Origin of the sequence: Rossellomorea sp. NPDC077527, assembly GCF_044542955.1 — a bacterium.
Classification (GTDB): domain Bacteria; phylum Bacillota; class Bacilli; order Bacillales; family Bacillaceae_B; genus Rossellomorea; species Rossellomorea aquimaris_E.
In genome coordinates, this window is sequence record NZ_JBITVL010000003.1 from 656,849 (window position 1) to 677,512 (window position 20,664).

A 20,664-nucleotide genomic window follows, 5' to 3' on the forward strand; every position below is an offset into this window, starting at 1 on the left:
CATCATCCCTCTATACGTAATTAGTATAGGTTTTCCCTCATCTCTTAAAAAAACACTTCAAAGCATGGCTTTGAAGTGTTTCCGCTTATAATTCCAGTACATGCCCTCCATCAAAGAAGTATAGGTACTTTTCTGATACAGGTTCCTTCCAGATAGATTCTAATGCTCGGGTATATAACTCAATTTGGACTTTATACCTTTCCATTAATACCGGCCTAGCTTCAGAAAAGCCGCCCTGATAACGATCATGGATACCGTCGGTTTTATAATCCAATAAGACGATTCCCGACTCATCTCTGAATACACAGTCAATGACACCTTGTACAAGGATCGTTTCTTCAGGGGCTCCCTCTCCCGTTTCTGAAATTTCACTAAGGGGGACACTCATACTGAATGGAATTTCCCGTTGTATATTGTGAGCCTTAATCATTCGCTGACCAATCCCAGTTCTAAAAAATCCGATGATATTATCTACCGAGATGGAACATTTTTGCTCTTCCGTCAGAATTTCTTTATGAACAAGGGTTGATAAAAGATACTCCACCTTCTCTTCCGTCGGTTCCCCATCTTCGAAAGAAATATGCTGCATGACCGTATGCATGGCCGTTCCCTTTTCGGCTGGGGACAACTCTTTCGACTGCATGAATTGAGGGCGATTATAGACAGGTTTATGATGGCGTCTCAGAATATCGATACTTGACGCTTCGTCTCTTATTTCAAACATCCTCTTCAGCTCTGAGACAGATTGCTTCGAACGAAGATTCGTTGCACGTAAATGAGGGTACTTCCAGGACAGTCGGTGTAAGACTTCTTCTTTATGGACGGACTCCAGTTCCACCGCTGCACCAGTCCTCACGAGTTCTTTCCAATTATCATCCACACTTAAAGACTCTTCATCTTCTGCAATGAGCTCTGACTTATCAATCTTCGTGATTTGAAAGCGGGAAGGATGGCTCAGGATCTCCTCATTGATTCCGCTTCCCTCCGACACTTCTCCCCCCAACTCTTTGCCATGTGGATGACGCATGAGGGACGGACCTATCCAATCAAGATAGGAACTCGCAGCGGCCCGGTCGTAATCAGATAATAACCATTCAGTCTGACTTAAAGCGCCCCTCCATTTTTCAAGCGACTTCTCCAGACTCTTCACAGTGCCGACCAGGAATAATTTCTCCTTGGCACGGGTCAATGCTACGTACAGCACCCTCATCTCCTCAGAGATTGCCTCCATCCGTTTCTTTCGCTTGAACGCCAATTGTGGGAGGGATGGATAACTGATCCGTTTATCCGAATCGGTATATTTCACAGCCAAACCAAGATCTTTATCTAATAAGTATGCTGCATTCAAGTCCATAAGGTTGAATTGCTTAGAAGTGCCGGCGACAAACACAATGGGGAACTCAAGTCCTTTGCTTGAGTGGATGGTCATTAAACGCACCACATCCTCCTGTTCACTCAAGGCTCTTGCTACACCCAGATCATCCCCCCGTTCCCTCATCCTGTCAATGAAACGCAGGAAACGGAATAATCCCCTGAAGGAAGTCTCTTCATATTGACGGGCCCGGTCATATAGTGCTCTGAGATTAGCCTGACGCTGCTTCCCTCCAGCCATTCCCCCTACATAATCATAGAAACGGGTATCGCGGTAGAGCTGCCAGATCAATTCTGTCACGGAACCCTGACGTGCCTTCGTCCGCCAATTCTCGAGGTGATATAGGAACACTTTCACCTTTTCAAAAGTCTCTTCTTCTCTCGGATTGCCCGGTTTCTCGCTGGCAAACCTCTTTAACGCTTCATAATAATTTCCCGCCCTTGAATGGATCCGGACACTGGCAAGACCTTGTTCATCCAGTCCTACAATGGGGGATCTGAGAACCGAAGCAAGGGGAATATCCTGGTACGGATTATCAATCACTTTCAACAGAGAAAGCATAATGGCGATCTCTGTCGCTTCAAAATACCCTGTAGATAAATTCGCATAAATCGGGATACCCTGCCGTTTGAATTCTTCCATGATTTCCGCCGCCCAAGGCATAGAGCGTAGCAGGATGACAACATCACGGTACTGTATCGGACGTTCCGTTTTCGTCTTGGCATCGTAGATCGGTGTACGTCCCTCGATCATTTGTTTTACTTTATTTGCCATGTAACGGGCTTCAAGAACGGATTTCTCAATATCGCCTTCGTCAAAAATGGATAGGTTTTCTTCCTCACTACCGGATGAAGAATCCTCGGTTTCCTGGTTGATGATGGCCACTTCAATGGGAAATTCCTTCTCTTCTGGATAAGGTGCACCCTTTACAAGCTCTGCTTCCCGGTTATATTCCATCTCACCTACAGACGTTCCCATGATTTGTTTAAATATAAAGTTCGTCCCTTCCAATACTTCTTTCCGGCTTCTGAAATTTTGGGATAGATCGATTTTCAATCCTGATTCTCCACTGACTGGAAGGAACCGTGTATACTTTCCTAAAAACAGATTCGGTTCAGCCAGTCGGAAGCGGTAGATCGATTGCTTAACATCCCCAACCATAAATCTGTTTCCAACTTCTTCGCGTTCTTCTGTGATGAGAAGAAGAATGGATTCCTGAACCATATTCGTATCCTGATATTCGTCCACCAGTACTTCTTTAAACTTCTTTTTATATTGTTTTGCAGCCTCTGAAGGAACCAAATCATCATATGAAGGGTCTCTCAATATGTCGAGACAGAAGTGCTCTAAATCGGCAAAGTCAACGAGCCCTTTCTCTTCTTTCACTTGTCTGAAACGTCTGCCGAACTCCACCACTACTTCCGCTAGAGTGTGAATCACACCCTTCATCTTCCTCATATCTTCCAGGAATGTTCCGGGTCTTCTAGAGAAAAAATCCTCCTGAAGCTTCTCTACCGTTTTCTTCCCCTGATCACGAAGCTTCTTGGCTTCATCCACGATGTCCTTATTGAAGTCATCCCCTCGACAAGCCTTTAACTTTGTAAATGGTAAGGTTTGAATGGTTTCATATAAGTGATCCCAAGAAGTAGTAAGACTCCTTTCAAGACTCTCAACAATCTCTATATCACTGAGGAAATTCTCTGCTCTAGGGCCAGGTCCCCCAGGCACTCTGGTGAGTTCCAACGCTCGTTGAAATAATCGTTTGGCTCCATGAAGCTGTAGCCGTATATCGGTCAGCAATGGTTGGATAAAGGCAAGCTGATCAATTTCCACTCCTTCATCCAATTCATACATCTCTTCCAGCCCTAATAGCCATTCATCTGGGTTTGGATGAGAACGGGAAAAATCATACAGTTTCCTGATCATATCCTGCAGTGCCCCATCACTTCGATCGTTCGTGAACGTATCGACAAGCTTAAAGAAGGCATGATTATCCTCTTTGCCGTATTCCTCTTCAAACAGTTCATCCAGGACCTCATCTCGGATTAGGTCTCCTTCTGTTTCATCCGCGATCCTGAAACCAGGATCGATATCGATGAGGTAGTAATATTTGCGTATTACTTCAAGACAGAAGGAGTGAAGAGTAGAAATGGATGCCCGATTCAGTAAGCTCAACTGTTTTCTTAAATGATGGGAATGGGGATCCTCATCAATCGCTTTTTCCAGCGCAACCCCAATCCGGTGCCTCATTTCTGCGGCAGAAGCATTGGTAAAGGTAACAACCAATAATTCGTCCACGTCCATTCTTTCTTCTTCTGCAACGATCTTCTGAATGATCCTCTCCACCAGAACAGCGGTCTTACCCGATCCTGCAGCTGCTGCAACAAGAATATCCTGGCCCTTCGCCCAAATCGCCTTCCATTGGTCGTCGGTCCACGTTACATGATCTGGCTTGCTTGGAATTCTGTCATTACTCATTGGATTCTACCTCCTCTCTCACTTTCCGTAATAAATCTTCCGGTTTGGCTGTCGGCAGCACTCTATAGTCGTTTTCCTCCAACGACTGATCAAATTGACAGACGGATCGGAATGAACAGAACTGGCACGGAGTCCGGTCCTTCAGCTTATAGGGAGCAATCTCCGTCTCACCTGAGATGATGCGGTTCCCTGAAGCTTCATAGAGCTTTCTGACATGTTGACGCATATAATGAAAATCTTCATTTGAAGCCGCTTTTGATCGAGAAGTCAACGATCCATCCTTCTTGATCCCGGCTGAGATGATATCTGAATTCCCGGTATCGAGGGTTTGGTCCATCAATCGGACGATCTCTGAATCTCCTAACACAAGCCCCTTCATTTTAAAGCTTTTAAAAATTTCATTTTCGATCTGATCCATCGTCAGGATCTTTTTGCTATTGATCATCGGATTATGAACGTGGAAATAAAGGACGCCGGCAGGCTTCGCTTCCTTCCCGACGAATTGTTTCGAATTCGTTAAGACAATGTCCAAATACGTCAGCATTTGAAGGGCCAATCCGTAGTATACTTCCGTCATATCCAGATCCCTTGCACTCGATTTGTAATCGACGATTCTGAGATACACCCCGTTCGGATCTTCTGCTTTATCCACACGGTCGATCCTCCCCTGCAGCTCCATCTTCGTCCCATTTCTCAGTTGGAACTGAAACGGTGGAAGTGTTGCATGTGGTCCGAATCCAAGCTCCACCCCGACAGGCACAAACCCGCTCGCCTTCGCGTGTTCACTGAGGATAAGACTGGCCCGGCTGATGATTTGCTCAAGCTTCTGAGCAATATAATAATGCCGGTTTGAGCTTAATAGGATCTGGTGCTGAAGTTTCGGAGCGAGCATGAGTACTGCTTCCTTCGCCAACTGCAGACACTGTGATTTGGAGAGGGATGCCCACGTCAGACCATGACGCTCCACTTCTTCCGATATCCATTTTAAAGCTGAATGGAACATTTCACCGATATCCGGTGCTTCCAGCTTGAAGAAATCCCGCTCTCTCAGCTTCAACCCGTGGCTCGCAAAATGAGAGAACGGGCAGCTGTGAAACAACTCCATCCGTGATACACTCGCCAGAATATGATCCCCATACAACTCTTTGCTCGTATCCTCAGACAGTTGTTGTCCACGATTTTCGTAAAAGAGGCTCGATAAGATATGCCCGGAATGCCATTTCCAATCATTGGACGTTGTATAGAAGTTATACACATCCCACCAGAAATCATAAATGGGATAGTCCCTTTTCTTTAACTGCAGCTGGGACGTCAAATGGGAGATTGTCACATTCGGATGGCAGACGTAATGAAGCTGTTCTTCTTCTGTTAATTCCGATGGTTCATTGATGAGAAGCTTTGTACCCGCTTCCGGGAACATTTCGTTCAATCGTTTGATGAAAGATGAAGGTAGAAGCGCCTTCCCTTCTTCATTGGCGATCGGATAGCTGACGAACAGTCGCTCACTTGGAGTCGTGAAGGCTTTATATGCCACAAACTCCTCATCCAATAGCTTCGTCCTGTTGCTCGGCGCGATCTTGAATCCTCTATGGATCAGCGACTCTCGGTCTTCTTCAGACAGGACACCTTCTTCATTCATTTTCGCTGGAAGGACCCCGTCATTCACTCCAATGATGAACGCAGCTTTAATATCGCCAAGCCTGGATTTTTCCAAGTCCGCAATAATGACCTGATCAATGGCCGGCGGAACTAATGAGAATTCCATCGTTTCAATCCCCGCATCTAGAATGGAGGAGAATTTCTTCATGGTGGTTGTTTCATCACCGAGCATTTCTACATATTGATCGAGAAGATCCATTACTGCTGACCATGCCTGATCATGTTCCCTCGCTGCGATCAAATTCCCCTTCTCTTCTGCTTCAATACGCATCCGTTCAAGCTTTTCAGGTATATCCAACTCTTCGAGATACAAATATAGAGCCTCACAGAACTCCCTGCCAGTGGCCCGCTTCTTTAGTCTTTTACCAAAACGGATGATTGGTGCGGAAATAAATAATCGCAGCTCATTGATCTCATGCTCCAGTTCTCTTTCACGATCGGTCTGTGGTGCATCCACATGCTCAAGCCCCCGGAAACGACGGTATTTCCAACGATCCTTTTTCGTCCACCGGTCCCCCTTTATCCCGTAAGCCAGCACATAGTTCTCAAGTCGGTCCATTTTTTCACGCAAGTCTGTGGGGTTCTTCTGATAAGGGAACAAAAGGTCCGTTTTTACTGCCCTGAAGACTGGTTCATATCTCCAGTTCGTGTTCATGATCTCCAGTGTAGACCGAATAAGCTCAATGAGAGGATGATTTAACATCGTCCGCTTCTGATCTAGGAAAAACGGGATCGCATAATCTTGAAAAATCGTTTCGACTTTATCACGGTATTCCTGGCTGTTTCGTACCAAGACAGCCATATCCTTGTATCGGAACCCTTCTTCCCGTGCAAGCTTCCTGATTTCCCTGGCCACACCTTCTATCTCTGCCCGGCGGTTGGAAGCTTCCAGGAATTCAATGGTCCCACTTCCTCTATCAAAAGGGATGGTCGGCCGCTCTTCAAAATGACGCTCTAAATGAAGCAGGGTTTCACTCTGATAGCGAATTGGCTTTGTCATCATCTCTTCTTCCACCGTCTGCCCTGCCCCTCTGCATATATCCTGAAGGGTATGATACGTTTCATTCGTCATACGATACAGGCTCAATTCGTTCATAGCACCCATCAACTGTTCCGGATCCGTTGTAAGGGCAACCGTTACTTTTTTTGTATGCTGAATAAGCTGATCGATGATGAGATATTCCTGCGGCGTGAAACTATGGAATCCGTCTATGTAAATCTCTGCCTTCTTCAGAAGATCTGAATTTTTCACATGATCTGAAAGCAACTGAAAATAATCTTCTGAATCGATGTATTTCCCGAGAAGCCTTTCCTCGAACTTCTCGTAAATCAACTCAAGGTCATGAAGTTTGTCCTTCAATGCGTTGGACCGTTCATTGTCACCCTCAAACCCGTGCAGGTCGGAGGGAGATATACAATACCGTTTAAATTCTTTGACAATCGCTTCAACATGATGAATGAAACCCGGCTTGTCCGAGGCCTTGTTGAAAATATGAAGATCTTCCTTGTTTTCTTCTATAATCTTGCGGATCATCATGTTCAATCCGACTTCAGATAAATGATAACGGCTCATTCCTCCCGTTTCCTGGAGAACCTTCCACGCAAGGCGTGTGAAGCTGAACACTTGCCCCCGGATCATTCCGTTCAATCCCGGTGTGTTCACGAGCTCATATTCCGATATAAAGGACATTTGGTCCGGTACGATATAGATGATGGGATCGCCATTCGGGGCTTCCTGCAAGCTCCTTTTCATCTCATTCAATATATGGTAGGTTTTCCCCGTACCGGAGCGTCCGAGAATAAAACGTACAGCCATCCTCTCACTCCTTTTCTCATACTCTATCTATTCTAACCCATGGGCCATATGAATTTTTGTATAGGTTCATTATAGTACACAAGTAGAAATCTTTCCTGTCTCAATCTTGATTGAAAATATTTGGAACATCTACACATTGTTTTTTAAAAAATAAGGCATTTTTTCATGAATGCAACAGAAATTCTGCTGGTCTTATTGTGAAGGCATATTGCTATATATTTTCATTGCTTAAAGTGAAGTTTTTCTGGCAGGTACTTTGATTATCTTTTTCATTGCTTGGGAAGGGACGGTGTATCGTGGTCTGAGGAGGTAGGAGATCGGCAATTATTGCCAGACCTCCATCCTTTCCTGTAGATTCGATGTGTGCAGCTCGAATTGGACATTGTCGGGAGTAAGGAAATTGATACTCCATCCTCTGCCTCTCTTTAAAGGTCCCCTTACGATCTGCACCCCCTTCTCCTTCAGCAGATGAACAGCCTCATGGAATCCTTCCTCATCGATGCTGAAAGCGACATGATGGATTCCATAGCCCGCGGACGTAGCGAGATCCTCTTTTTCCTGAAGACAGATCCATACCGGTCCCCATTCCAGATACACATCCTTTCGTCCTTTATGTATGAGGGAAGCCTGCAGGATTTCTATGTAAAAGGGGAGTGAGTCTTCTAGACTTCTAGTGTTGATTGTCAGATGGTTAAAGCCTGAAATGTTCATTAATATCGCTCCTTTTGTGACGATCGACCGTTTTTATAAAAAAGAAAAGTCGTTCGATAGATTTCTAATGTTTGACCATGTGGATGGGGAGCTTATTGCGTCATTTCGGGTGGGAATTGCGTCATTTTTTCTATATTTGCGTCATTATATTTTTTATTGCGTCGTTTTTTCGTTTTATGCGTCATTCTGAACGGTATTTGCGTCATTTAACAAATAAAGGAAATCGACTGAGCGCTCGATCCCACCACCCTCTCTTTCTCCCCACGCCAAAAAAAGAAGGACCTCCTCATCCTTCCTTCCATTCATCCGCTAATAACCCAAATAAAAACATGTCATACCTCTTTCCATCTCTCTGAAGGAATTGACGGTAACTTCCTTCTTTCATGAACCCAAGTGATTCATATAATCGGATCGCCCTCTCATTATACGAAAATACCGTCAATTGAATACGGTATAAATTCAACTCGTGAAAGGCGTATGCGAGAAGACATTCCATTGCTTCTCTGCCGATTCCACTTCCCCATGACTTTTCGTCTCCGATCAAGATGCTGACCCATCCCACTCGATGGGTCCAGAGAATGCCGTCCAATTCTACAAAACCGATGATCCTTCCATCGTCCTTCAGACGGATCGCAAAACGAAAGGCATTCTCTCCCGGATTCATCCATTTCTTGATCTCTTCCTCTGATTTTGGCCTGTGGGGAAGGGCATCGAATAATCTCTGCACTTCTTCATTCAGTCCCCACTCCCTGATGCTCTTCACATCTTCTTCCTGAAATCCTGTTAAATAGATTCTCTTGCCTGTCAATAAACGTTTCATCCGTTTTCACCTCGACATATGTATTTCGAGGGTATTCATCCCTTTTCCTTTATTGCTCCCTGAAATCGTTTCGTCAGCTCTTGTTTATTGACTTTGCCCACATCGGTTTTCGGAAGTTCGTTTATAAAATGATAGTCTTTGGGAACCTTGAATTTTCCGAATTTCTGTAAACAATATGTCTCCACATCTTCAATTGATAAACGCTGTCCATTACGTACAGAAATGAATGCCGTTACGACCTCCCCCCATTTTTCATGAGGCAAACCGATCACTGCACACTCAGAAATTTCCGGATGCTCAGTTAACCAATGTTCAATCTCCAAAGGATAGATATTTTCCCCGCCTGATATGATCATGTCTTTCTTCCGTCCAACGATATAATAATCTTCGTCTTCATCATACTTTGCCAGGTCTCCGGTATGAAGCCATCCGTCTTTTAACACCTCTTGTGTTTGTTCAGGTTTTTGCCAATACTCTTTAAACAAATGGTCTCCACCTAATAACAATTCTCCCACTTCACCCTGTTCAACAGGATTTCCGGCATCATCCACGACCTTTACCCGGTTTAGCATCATCGCTTTTCCAACTGACCCCTTTTTCATACGTGATGGATCGATATAGAAATTATTGGGACCTGCCTCTGTCAATCCATATCCTTCTTTAAATGGGATCTTCTTTTCGTTGAAGAATTCATACACCTTCCCAGGACAAGGCGCGCCTCCTGATAGAAACACTTTCATTTTAGGAAAGGGGGTATATTTGAATTCCTCTCTTTCGAGAAGTAAGTGGTACATTGTTGGGACAAGCAGTACAATGCTGCATCCAAATTCATTCAGAGCCTGAATCGCCTGTTCTGGAACAAACCGTTCAGCGATCACTACCTTTCCACCGATCATCAGAAGGGGAAGGGATAATGCATTTAACCCTCCCGTATGAAAGGTTGGTAAGTAGGTCAAAGTACAATCATCCTTTGTCAGATTCCAGCTTACCACAGTATTCATTGCATTGGCCGTCACCGAACGATGGGAAAGGACAACTCCCTTTGGGCTCCCCGTCGTACCACCTGTATAAATCATCAACCATGGATCCGAGGGAGAGAGTAGATCCTGGGATAATCCTTTATTATTCCCGGAGTATACTTCCATCGTGATTTCGTCTATACAACTCTTCAAACAGCCTCTAGGAACTTGTGTGATAAGGGGATGAAGATTTTCTTTATAAAGGATGAGCTTCGGGGTACAATTTTCTGTAATCGCCCCTATCTCTGAAGGGGATAATCGCCAATTCAAGGGAACAAATACAGCCCCGATCTTTCCACACGCAAATAGGATTTCGAAGCACACCGTATGATTTCTGGCCAGGTACACCACCCGATCTCCTTTCACGATCCCTTTATCCTGCATATATTGAGCCCACTTAGACGCCCGTTCATCTAAAGTGCGGTAACCGATCATCTCGTTCGTAGCGGCATTCATTAACGCAATTTGATCAGGAGAGATCATTGATCGCTTCTGCAACCAATCTGTGACTCTTTCCATATTCATCTCCTCCTTGGAATGGTTGGTTTCATCATAGGAGATATTGGTTACAAATGAGTTACAGGACCGCTCTATCAGGATTCCGGCTACAAAAAAAAGACCTGGAAGACTCCAGGCCCAAACTCTTTACCAAATCATTTCCGCCCACTCAGGGTGATCGATGAATGGATTTCGATTTCCTTGATATTGTTCATATATGATGTTATTTCTGCGGATTTCCCTTTCATCGACGGGATCTTGCTCATTCCACTGCAGAAGTACAGACATTTTGCCCATATAAGGGGCACTTCCGTTGTTTACATTATTGTTCAATTCTAAATCTACCTCGCCGCTGTCTCCCTCATAACGGACATCCATGTAGAAAATCATTCGAGCAACATCACCTTTCACTTCATCACGAGGCTCCCAAGAGTCGCTATCATAGTAGTTCCCCGGGGCTTCGCTATGCTCGGTCCCGCCATTGTCGAAGTCCAGGTTTCCTCTTGTGGAGTTGACTGTCACATCCGTCGGCCGTAAATGATGAAGGTCCGTACCCGGCCCCTGGGCCGTCCCGAAATCTCCGTGAGATTTCGCCCATACGTGCTCACGGTTCCAATCGTTCACTCCGCCTCCGTTTGTCGTTTTCGATTGTGATCTGCCGGAGTATAGAAGGATGACATTATTTGAGTTGTTTGGATCTTCATCCGTATTGCGCAAAGCTTCCCATACAGCGTCATAAGAAAGGGTTTGATGATCATCAATGATGTTATGTAAAGCTGTTTTCAAGGCATCACCGGTTTTCCCTTCCGCTCCATTGTAGTATTCTTCATAAGCCGGAGGATCCGATGGGTCTGATGGAGGATCTGTCGGATCGGTTCCACCGCCTTCCACTGATTCGAACGCAGACGTCGACTTTACTCCCGGATGGGAAAAGTAGGCTGTCAAACTGCCTGTTACCTTGATTTTTTCACCCATTAGTCCCGGGTTACTTTGCAATCCAAAGGTTGAACGGTAGGAAGATGGAATTTGGACATACACCATTTGGTCTGCATTAGCCTCTGATGGTGAAGCAGCTAGTGCCAATGCATAATCGTTTGGAAAGTTATTTGTGATAACGGATGTTGTTGAGGTTGGCTGACCGACCACATACCCTTCAACCGACTGAGTGGAACCATTTTGGTTGGATATTGCTTGATCCACTGTATAAGGAGAACTCCACGTCCCACTTCCCGCAGCACTCATTTGACTCGGAGATACTTGACTGCACGCAATCGTAAAGAGAAATACAATAGCAAAAATCCCTAACACTTTTTTGTGTACAAACTTCAAACTGCTTCGCCTCCTTAAAATGTATTACACATTTAGCGTACAACACCCATTGTCATAATAGGTTTAATTTTGTGTAAATAAGGAAAAATGAGCCAAATTTCACAGCATTTGTGAAAGGAGATGATTTCGTAAAAAAAGAACCGTCCCACTCTAGGACCGGTTCTTCCCTACACTACATTCCCTCTACTAAAACAGAAGCGCCCATGCCTCCACCGACACATAATGACGCAATTCCCTTTTTCAAATCACGGCGCTTCATTTCATGGAGCAATGAAACAACAAGTCGTGCGCCTGTACATCCAACTGGATGCCCGATGCTGATTCCGCTACCATTCACATTCACCTTATCACGATTAAGCCCCAACTCTTTCTCCACTGCCAAATATTGAGCAGCGAATGCTTCATTGATTTCAAATAAATCAATCTCATCCAAAGACCAATTTTCAGTGGTATGTAAGCCTTTCTGAATGGCCGGTACCGGACCGATTCCCATCAGTTTTGGGTCTACGCCCGCTACAGAATACCCGACAATTCTTCCAAGCGGCTGTAACCCCCTTCTTTCTGCCTCTTCTTCACTCATTAAGATCAATGCCGCTCCACCGTCATTCAAGCTTGATGAATTTCCGGCTGTGACGGACCCACCTTCACGAAACGCTGGTTTTAACTTTTGCAGTTTTTCGACTTTAAGTCCTGCACGGGGGCTTTCATCTTTCTCGATGATTTTTTCGCCTTTGCGTTCTTTCACTGCAATCGGTACAATCTGCGAGTCGAAAGATCCATTTTCCATGGCAGTCACTGCACGCTCATGGCTCAACGCCGCATACTCATCCTGCTCTTCACGGGAAATGGAATGGATTTCGGCGAGGTTTTCAGCAGTTTCCCCCATCATAATGCCATGAATCGGGTCTTCAAGCACCTCCCAAACCGAGTCACGGATTTCTCCATGCTGCAATCGTTGACCGAATCGGTGCTGTTTTAAAATATATGGGCTGGAACTCATTGCTTCCACACCACCGGCAAGAACAATATCGGATATGCCCGTTTGAATTTGCATGGCTCCCGAGATGATCGCCTGCATGCCGCTTGCGCATTGGCGCTGGATCGTAAAGCCCGTTGTTGTGTCGTCAAATCCTGCAAGTAATGAAGCCGTCCTGGCCGTGTTTGGCTGATCAGTCCGCTGGATGCAATGCCCAAGAATCACTTCATCAATGTCTCCTTCAGACAATCCGCTTTCCTCCGCGGCTGCTTTCATTACTGGTACTATCAAGTCTGTCGGGAGCAGTTGCTTGAACGCTCCCCCAAATGCGCCTACCGGCGTACGAAGTGCCGATGTGATGACTACATTTCTCATCTTGTCACTTCCCCTTTCTTATGAAATTACATCATAATGCCACCGTCAACATGAAGGACGGTGCCATTTACATAATCGCTGTCATCTGATGCGAGATACAAATAGGCCTTTGCAATATCATCCGGTTTTCCTAATCTCCCCAGCGGGATCATGGCTTTCATTTGATCGATGACTTTCTCAGGAACACTCGCCACCATGCCCGTCTCCGTAAATCCGGGGGCGACTGCATTGACATTGATTCCTTTTCGACCTAATTCCTTCGCCCACGTTTTCGTCATCCCGACGACTGCTGCTTTTGTAGCGGCATAGTTGGTTTGACCGACATTTCCGTAAACTCCGCTGACAGAGGAGGTATTGATGATTTTGCCTTTACCCTGAGCGATCAGGTGGGGCAGGACTGCCTGGGTACAGTTGAACACCCCGGTTAAATTGACATCGAGCACCTTCTGAAAATCTTCGGAAGAAAGCTTATGAACCATACCGTCCCTGGTGATTCCGGCATTGTTGATCAATATATCGATCTTGCCGAACCGCTCTTTTACTTCTTTAACAAAAGAGTCAACGGAAGAACGATCTGCAACATCCCCTTGAAAAAAGGCTGCTTTTCCCGTTCCTAGATCATTCAGTTGTCGTGCTTTTTCTTCCCCGGTCTCCTGGTTGAAGTCCACAAGGGCAACATGACATCCTTCTTTTATAAATGTTTCAGATGCTGCGTATCCAATTCCGTTTGCTGCGCCTGTAATCAAGGCGACTTTCCCTTCAAGCCTCAAGCCAGTTCCTCCTTCTTTTGCAAAAACGATTGGATGATGTGAAGCAACTGATCCAAATCGTCTATGAGTGGTGAATGTCCACTATTCTTTAATTCTACAAATTGTGCATTTTCTCCTATATCCTCAACAATTTCCTCAGTCATTTCTTTCGTGATGACATAATCCCTGTCACCCCTTAATACCAGCACAGGAATCGAAATCGATCCTGCTTTCTTCGTTCCTTCAACAAGACCATTATGGGCATTGCTTATATTGAACGTATTGAGAGCCTGATAGATATGAGCCAGGTTCCGTTGTGTCCTCATATCATCGATGTATTCTTCGTAGCGTCCCTCATCGGGCTGGGCATGGGTATAGATAAGGGCATTCCATAGGCTGCGGAGAAACGCCCTGTCATTCTCATCATAGGCCGCTTGTACAGGGAAGGTCTTCCCCTTATCAACCATCACTTCATCTATTGTGCGTAGGCGATTTCCGAGATCCGGGGTACCGTCTTCTTTTGTACCGAAGAATGGATATCCCCTTGTCGAAGCAGATGCCAATAAGATAAGATTGTTACAATATTCAGGGTGATCAATGACAAATTGCATGGCCACCGCTCCTCCGGTGGACCAACCGACCATTGAAAACCCCTTGAGATCAATTCCGTCCACCCAATCCTTCAGATCGTCTGACAAATCTTTGATACTCTCAATTCCCCTGTGATAACTGGACTCTCCAAACCCTCGCAAATCAACGGCATAAATCTTATAACGTTCATCCATATTATCCAGGACAACATCCCAATGCTTAGATGACGTCATATTTCCGTGTACAAGCACGAGAGGAATATGTCCCCCGCTTCTTTCACGATAAGCGAACGTTTCACCATTCCCAAGCAATACTTTCTTCAGTTGAACACTTGTCATATCGTTTTCCCCCTTTTATCCACTTCCCCAAATGACGGTGGTTGCGCCCCAGGCGTACCCAATCCCGGCACTGACCAGGACCACCAAATCCCCATTCTTTAGTTTCCCTCTTCCTTCCGCCAGTTCCAATGATAAGATTTGATCGAACTGGCCAATATGACCGTATTCCTCCAGATAAATCGACTGCTCTTCGGAAAGACCCAATTCCTTTAAGACATAATGATGGGCGGACCTTTTCATGTGGAGCATGGCTACATAAGAGATGTCTTTCTCTTCATATCCGCTTTTATAAACCGATTCCCGGACAACCTTCAAGAAATGATCCATGGATTTCTGTTCCAGTCTTCTTTTCATTCCTTCAGGATCGGTCACATCCAGCTTATATCGGTGGAGAGAGTCTTTCGTCAACGGTTCCTTCGTTCCTCCTACCGGTACGATGACGTCTTCTGAAAATGAGCCATCCGTGATGATGGACGTTTCCAATACTGTATTTTTTTTGAGCTGTTTTTGGAGGATCATGGCCCCTCCCCCTGCCGCCAGGTTAAACATAAAACGTGTCCTGCTATTCTTGTAATCAATGAAATCACTGTTGCGATAGCCTCCTGCCAGGAGCACTGTTTTAATGGCAGGATCTGTTTCCAGCAGGCTTTTTGCGAGCTTCATCGCCATTATGGTGGTTCCGCAGCGCAAGGCAACATCGAATGACCAGGCATTGTATGCTCCGATTTCTTCCTGGAGCTTAATACTGGCAGTCCAGAGAGGGTACTCTTTATGCTCTTCCCCTACGTATATGACCACATCAATATCCTTTGGGTCGATGCCCGCTTTTTCAATGGCTTTTCTAGCAGCCCGGATACCCATGACGCACGTATGGTCATCCTCACTTGGAATCGTTTTCTTTTTGATCCCCATTTTGCTTTCTACAACCTCTAATGGAAGTCCTGCTTTTTCCGCAATTTGTTTACCGGTCATAGTGGATGAGGGTAAATATATTCCTGTACTCAGTATGCCGATTGTCATGAAGATCCCCTTCCTTTTAGCTTGCGATGTTTTTCTCTACTCTGCGCTCTTGCTTTATCCGTTTTCTATTTTTGACTTTCTTGAAGGATCCCACAATACCTGCCGGGAAGAACATCACGGCCAGAATATAAAGAATCCCGAAGAAAATGATCCAACGTTCAAAGATTGGATACGTTTTGGCGAGCTCCGTCAGCCAGTGGTGGGCAAATTCAATCAAACCTGCGCCAACAATCGGACCGATGAGCGTCCCGACTCCGCCGATGATGGTCATCAATAACGCATCAAGGGTCACATCCATGGTAAATACACTGGTATTGACAAATCGTAAGGACAACCCGTACAAAGAACCGGCAAAGCTTGCCGTCACACCTGCAATCACACTGGCTAAAATTTTATAATGGAGAACCTGGAATCCGATTGATTCGGTCCTCTGCTCATTCTCCCTGATTGCCTGGAGAACCGATCCCGCTGGAGATTGCGTGAATCTCTTTAATAGCCAAAAAATGACGGCCATCGCACCTAGACAGACGAAGTAAAAGACTAGTCGATCCTTGACTAAATCAGGTGTCCGAAACGTGAACCCATCATTCCCAAAGGTCAGGGTTCTCCATTTTTCAGCCCCTACGAGGAATAACCCTGCAAATGCCAGTGTCAACATCGCATAAAAATGGCTTTTAAGACGTAACGTCAAGAGTCCCACAATGTAGCTGACTATTCCTGCAAGCACTGAAGCGACAAAGATGGAGACCACAAGCCAGAACATGGTTGGTTCCATCCGATCGAGGAATATACCGGTGGAATATGCCCCGATTCCGAAGAACATCGCATGCCCAAAGGAGACAATGCCTGTATATCCCAGAAGGAGATCATAGCTCATGGCGAAAATGCCAAAGATGAATACCTGCGTCAGAAGAATCATCATGCTCCTGGAATCGTTAAAAAATGGGTAAACGATTAAGACAGCCAGTGTCATTCCTAATAATAAGTTTGACTTAAATTTGAGAATCTTCACTTTCTCACCCCTTTACCGTGAATAATCCCTGCGGTCTAAATATAAGAACGAGTGCCATTAAGATCATGTTGATTGCGAGAGATAATTCCGGAACATAATAGGTCATGAATGAACCGGACAACCCAACTAAAATCGCTGCAAATAATGATCCCGGAAAGCTTCCCATCCCTCCGATCACCACTACGATGAAGGCAAGGATCGCAAATTCCATCCCCATTTCGGCATAAATGACGCCAGAATATGGAGCAAGCAGGATTCCCCCCAATGCTGCAAGAGCGGACCCGACCATGAATACATACAAAAATACTTTCTTGATATTGATCCCAAAGGCTTCCACCATTTCTTTATTCATTACCCCTGCCCTAACGATTAATCCGATCCTTGTTTTATTCAAGATGAGCTGTACGATCGTGAAAATGATCAAACCAATAATAATAATAAATACACGATATTTAATGACAATGATATCCCCGATTGCCCAGCTTCCTGCTAAATATTCAGGTGCTTTGGCCGACAACTGATTCGGCCCCCATACCACTTTCAATAATTCCGAGAGAACGAGCATAAATCCCAGGGTAATCAAAATTTGCTGCACATGATTTCCATACACAGGCTGTATGATAAATTTCTCTGTTACCAAACCCAATATCAATCCCGTCACAATCGCCCCGATGATTCCGATCATAAAGCTCCCCGTCACAGAATACACCCAAACCCCGCTGTAAGCCCCCCATGCAAATAGTCCACCGTGGGCAAAATTCAATACATCCATTAATCCGAATATGAGCGTCAATCCAGCTGCCAGCAGAAAGATCAGCATCCCTGTCGCCAATCCATTCAGTGCCAGGTTAATGATGAGGTCCATCCCATCCCCTCCTCACGCGATTCCTAAATATTTCTTTTTCAATTCTTCATCCTTGACCAACGATTGCATCTGTCCATCGTGAACCGTAGTACCATCGTCGATAATATAGAATCGGTCGCCGATCTGACTCGCCATCAAGAAATTCTGCTCTACGAGGAGAATCGTCGTTCTCTCTTTCATTTCTTCAATCGAGTGCATCACCTTCTCGACGACAATCGGTGCGAGCCCCTTACTTGGTTCATCAATCAAGATAAGCTCATTATTGTTCAAGTACGCCCTTGCGATGGAAAGCATTTGCTTCTGCCCACCGCTTAAATTTCCGCCAGCTTTCTTCCAAAACTTCTTTAGATCCGGAAATAGATCAATGATCCAAGTCATGCGATCCTCGGTCTCTTGATCCTGGGTTTTCATGGCTACTTTCATATTCTCCTCCACTGTCAGGTCGCCAAATATCCCCTGATCCTCGGGCACATAGCCGATGCCTTTTCCCGCTACTTTAAAGGTAGGAAGACCTTGGATTTCTTCCCCTTTATAGATGATTGTTCCTGACGATGGCGGGTTTAGTCCCATGATGCTCCGGAGACTGGTCGTTTTGCCTGCGCCGTTTCTCCCGAGCAGGACGGTCACCTCCCCCTTTTTCACTTCAAAGGAGACGCCTTGAAGGATGTGATACTGCCCGATATACGTTTCGATTTGATCTACTTTAAGCAGTGTGTTCATCGTATAGTCCCCCTAAATATGCCGATTGTACCTGCTCATTTTTCATGATTTCCTTCGGATGACCATCTGCAAGCAACCGTCCATTGAACAACACCATGATGCTGTCTGATAAATCCATGATCATATCCATCTTGTGTTCAATGAGGACGATGGTTTTTGTTCCTTGGGATTTGATGGTCCGGATCACTTCGAGAATCTGCGGGACTTCTTCCAGTGACATTCCTGCTGTCGGCTCATCCAGAAGTAAAATTTCCGTATCCAGAGCAAGGAGCATGGCGATTTCAAGTTTTCTTTTTTCTCCGTGCGCAAGGTTGGCTGCAAGGGCGTCCGCTTTACCCGATAACATCACAAGCTTCAATAATTCATACGATTCGTCCATCATGTCACTGAATGATTTTATATTCCGATGCATTACATAACGGATTCCACGCTTTGACTGAACGGCTAATCTTACATTCTCTAAAACCGTTAAATTCGGAAACACATTGGTCATTTGAAAGGAACGGCCAACCCCCATGCGGGCACGTTTTGTCGGGGACAATCTGGTGATCTTCTTTCCTTTAAGGAAAACATCCCCACTCGTTGGCTTTAACTGTCCGCTCAATAGATTAAAGAGCGTCGTCTTCCCTGCTCCATTGGGCCCAATGATCGATTTGAATTCCTTTTCAGGTACAGACAATGTCACATCATCAACGGCTGTCTGGCCACCAAACCTAATACTCAGATTCTTGGTTTCTAAGATACTCAACCTGCTTCACCTCTCTTAGATTTCATGAAAGGGGCTGACTGAATGCGTCGAAACACCATGTCAGTCACCCCCTTTTTCATTTCTGTATGTCCCTCTTAGTTACGGATTGGAGGAGCCGTTTCTTCAGGAGAAAGCTCTCTAATCAATACCGGAACAGGGTATGGGACTCCCTCTTTCTTCTCGAGCTTTATGGCATACAGCGTTTGAAGGGCCTGATGATCCTCTTCTCGGAACGTCATCGTTCCTTTCGGCGTCTCAAAGCTCATGCCTTCCATCGTTTTAATCAGTTTATCCGAATCAAGATCGCCTTCTGTCTTCTTAATCGCCTCGACAATAGAGATGGCTGAACTCATCCCACCAGGGGTAAAGAGATCCGGTACTTCCCCGTCAAATTTCTTTTTATGCTCTTTCACCAGCCAGTCATTGACCTGATTGTCCGGAAGTTCATGGTAATAAACGGTGAACCCTTCCATCCCAACGAGGGGTTCCATGGTCGATAGTGCCGCAATGTCAGGTGCACCGGTTGATATTTTGATTCCTTTTTCTTGAACCTTCATATCTGCGATTTGATTCCAAGGGGAGTTGGCACCCGCCCAGATGACAAACAGATAATCCGGTTTACTATCGATGACCTTCTGGATATTGGATGTAAAATCGGTAGCGGCAGGATCGGCATATTCCTCAAGCACCACTTCTGCTCCAAGCTTTTCGGCCGCTTCTTTGAATGCTGCCACCCCGTCACGTCCAAAAGAATAATCCGGTGCCAAAGTCGCAATCTTCACGCCATCCTTCGCAATCGCGGCTGCACCTGCAACAGCATCCTGTGAAGAGTTGCGGGCCGTGCGGAAAATATACGGATTAAACTCGGACCCCGTAATACTATCTGCTACTGCAGGTTCGACAATCATGACCTTTTCATATTCTTCTGCAAGAGGCAGTACGGCCAACGTGTCACCCGAGCTTGATGATCCAACAAGGAAATCGACTTCATCTTCCTCTAATAATTTAGTCGCTTTCTGAACGGCCACCTCAGGCTTCGTTTCTGTATCTTCAAATACTACTTCTATCTTCTTTCCTGCTACTTCCATCGTTCCATCCGTCGCATATTCAAGCCCCAATTCAAACCCATGCTTCGTTTGCTTTCCATAAGACTCCAGTGCTCCTGTCAAAGAAGCCAGGACCCCGATTTTCACCGTCTCCTGTTCTTTACTTCCTTCATCTTCCGAGCCTCCGCTGCTTTCCGAGCTGCAGGCACTTGCCGACACCAGAATGCATGACAACACCAGGATAAAAGCTGTCCATCTAAACGATCGTTTCATATTTTCTCCCCCTCAAGATATGAACTAAAGCGATAATAGCTTTGTTTTCATATTAGGGGAGGAGAGTTACAAATGAGTTACAGGGTGTATTGATTTCTTGATATAATTGGATATATACGGTAATAGGCTTGTTTTTTGTGTATTTTGCCTTGATTCTGAACATCTTGGGCTCGATTCTGAATCATTCCGGCTTTAAAATCCCAAGAAATGGCCGGATTCCAATCTCTTCAGGTCGGGTTTATCAAATAT

15 protein-coding genes are annotated in these 20,664 nt (G+C 45.3%); all 15 read right to left on the reverse strand.

Translation table 11 applies throughout. From position 1 onward, the window contains the following. Positions 1 to 85: 85 nt before the first annotated feature. Positions 86 to 3,850, reverse strand: a complete 3,765-nt coding sequence (gene addA, locus ACIGG7_RS13260) for a helicase-exonuclease AddAB subunit AddA (protein WP_397549933.1) — start codon at positions 3,848 to 3,850, stop codon at positions 86 to 88. Further along, positions 3,843 to 7,325 (reverse strand): helicase-exonuclease AddAB subunit AddB, encoded by a 3,483-nt coding sequence (addB, locus tag ACIGG7_RS13265; RefSeq protein WP_397549934.1) that lies wholly within the window; start codon positions 7,323 to 7,325, stop codon positions 3,843 to 3,845. The genes addA and addB overlap by 8 nt, the downstream gene beginning before the upstream one ends. Before the next feature lie 324 nt (positions 7,326 to 7,649). Then, positions 7,650 to 8,036: a VOC family protein gene (locus ACIGG7_RS13270; RefSeq protein ID WP_397549935.1), complete on the reverse strand. Its 387-nt coding sequence runs from the start codon at positions 8,034 to 8,036 to the stop codon at positions 7,650 to 7,652. 286 nt (positions 8,037 to 8,322) lie between these two features. Next, positions 8,323 to 8,856 carry a GNAT family N-acetyltransferase gene (locus ACIGG7_RS13275; RefSeq protein ID WP_224941596.1) on the reverse strand — a complete coding sequence of 178 codons (534 nt, stop codon included), beginning with the start codon at positions 8,854 to 8,856 and terminating at the stop codon, positions 8,323 to 8,325. Positions 8,857 to 8,891: 35 nt separating this feature from the next. Continuing rightward, positions 8,892 to 10,394, reverse strand: a complete 1,503-nt coding sequence (locus ACIGG7_RS13280) for a class I adenylate-forming enzyme family protein (RefSeq protein WP_397549936.1) — start codon at positions 10,392 to 10,394, stop codon at positions 8,892 to 8,894. Positions 10,395 to 10,520: 126 nt separating this feature from the next. Next, positions 10,521 to 11,645, reverse strand: coding sequence for an endonuclease (locus ACIGG7_RS13285; RefSeq protein WP_397550051.1), 1,125 nt, complete (start codon positions 11,643 to 11,645; stop codon positions 10,521 to 10,523). A 229-nt stretch (positions 11,646 to 11,874) separates the two neighbouring features. After that, the gene (locus ACIGG7_RS13290; protein WP_397549937.1) at positions 11,875 to 13,053 is read right to left on the reverse strand and encodes a thiolase family protein; all 1,179 of its coding nucleotides are present in this window, start codon (positions 13,051 to 13,053) and stop codon (positions 11,875 to 11,877) included. A 26-nt stretch (positions 13,054 to 13,079) separates the two neighbouring features. Then, the gene (gene fabG, locus ACIGG7_RS13295; protein ID WP_397549938.1) at positions 13,080 to 13,823 is read right to left on the reverse strand and encodes a 3-oxoacyl-ACP reductase FabG; all 744 of its coding nucleotides are present in this window, start codon (positions 13,821 to 13,823) and stop codon (positions 13,080 to 13,082) included. Next, complete coding sequence (phaZ, locus tag ACIGG7_RS13300; protein WP_397549939.1) at positions 13,820 to 14,731, reverse strand: intracellular short-chain-length polyhydroxyalkanoate depolymerase; 912 nt, start codon at positions 14,729 to 14,731, stop codon at positions 13,820 to 13,822. The genes fabG and phaZ overlap by 4 nt, the downstream gene beginning before the upstream one ends. 15 nt (positions 14,732 to 14,746) lie before the next feature. Further along, positions 14,747 to 15,751: a 3-oxoacyl-ACP synthase gene (locus ACIGG7_RS13305; RefSeq protein ID WP_397549940.1), complete on the reverse strand. Its 1,005-nt coding sequence runs from the start codon at positions 15,749 to 15,751 to the stop codon at positions 14,747 to 14,749. A gap of 16 nt (positions 15,752 to 15,767) precedes the next feature. Beyond that, entirely contained in the window at positions 15,768 to 16,724 is a 957-nt protein-coding gene (locus tag ACIGG7_RS13310; RefSeq protein WP_224941697.1) for a branched-chain amino acid ABC transporter permease, read from the reverse strand. A 43-nt stretch (positions 16,725 to 16,767) separates the two neighbouring features. Beyond that, positions 16,768 to 17,628 carry a branched-chain amino acid ABC transporter permease gene (locus ACIGG7_RS13315; RefSeq protein ID WP_397549941.1) on the reverse strand — a complete coding sequence of 287 codons (861 nt, stop codon included), beginning with the start codon at positions 17,626 to 17,628 and terminating at the stop codon, positions 16,768 to 16,770. A 12-nt stretch (positions 17,629 to 17,640) separates the two neighbouring features. After that, the gene (locus ACIGG7_RS13320; protein ID WP_397549942.1) at positions 17,641 to 18,348 is read right to left on the reverse strand and encodes an ABC transporter ATP-binding protein; all 708 of its coding nucleotides are present in this window, start codon (positions 18,346 to 18,348) and stop codon (positions 17,641 to 17,643) included. Next, a complete protein-coding gene (locus ACIGG7_RS13325; protein WP_397549943.1) occupies positions 18,332 to 19,096 on the reverse strand; it encodes an ABC transporter ATP-binding protein in 765 nt (254 codons plus the stop codon). The genes ACIGG7_RS13320 and ACIGG7_RS13325 overlap by 17 nt, the downstream gene beginning before the upstream one ends. 95 nt (positions 19,097 to 19,191) lie before the next feature. After that, on the reverse strand, positions 19,192 to 20,415 hold the full coding sequence (locus tag ACIGG7_RS13330) for a substrate-binding domain-containing protein (protein WP_397549944.1): 1,224 nt from the start codon (positions 20,413 to 20,415) through the stop codon (positions 19,192 to 19,194). Positions 20,416 to 20,664: the final 249 nt, after the last annotated feature.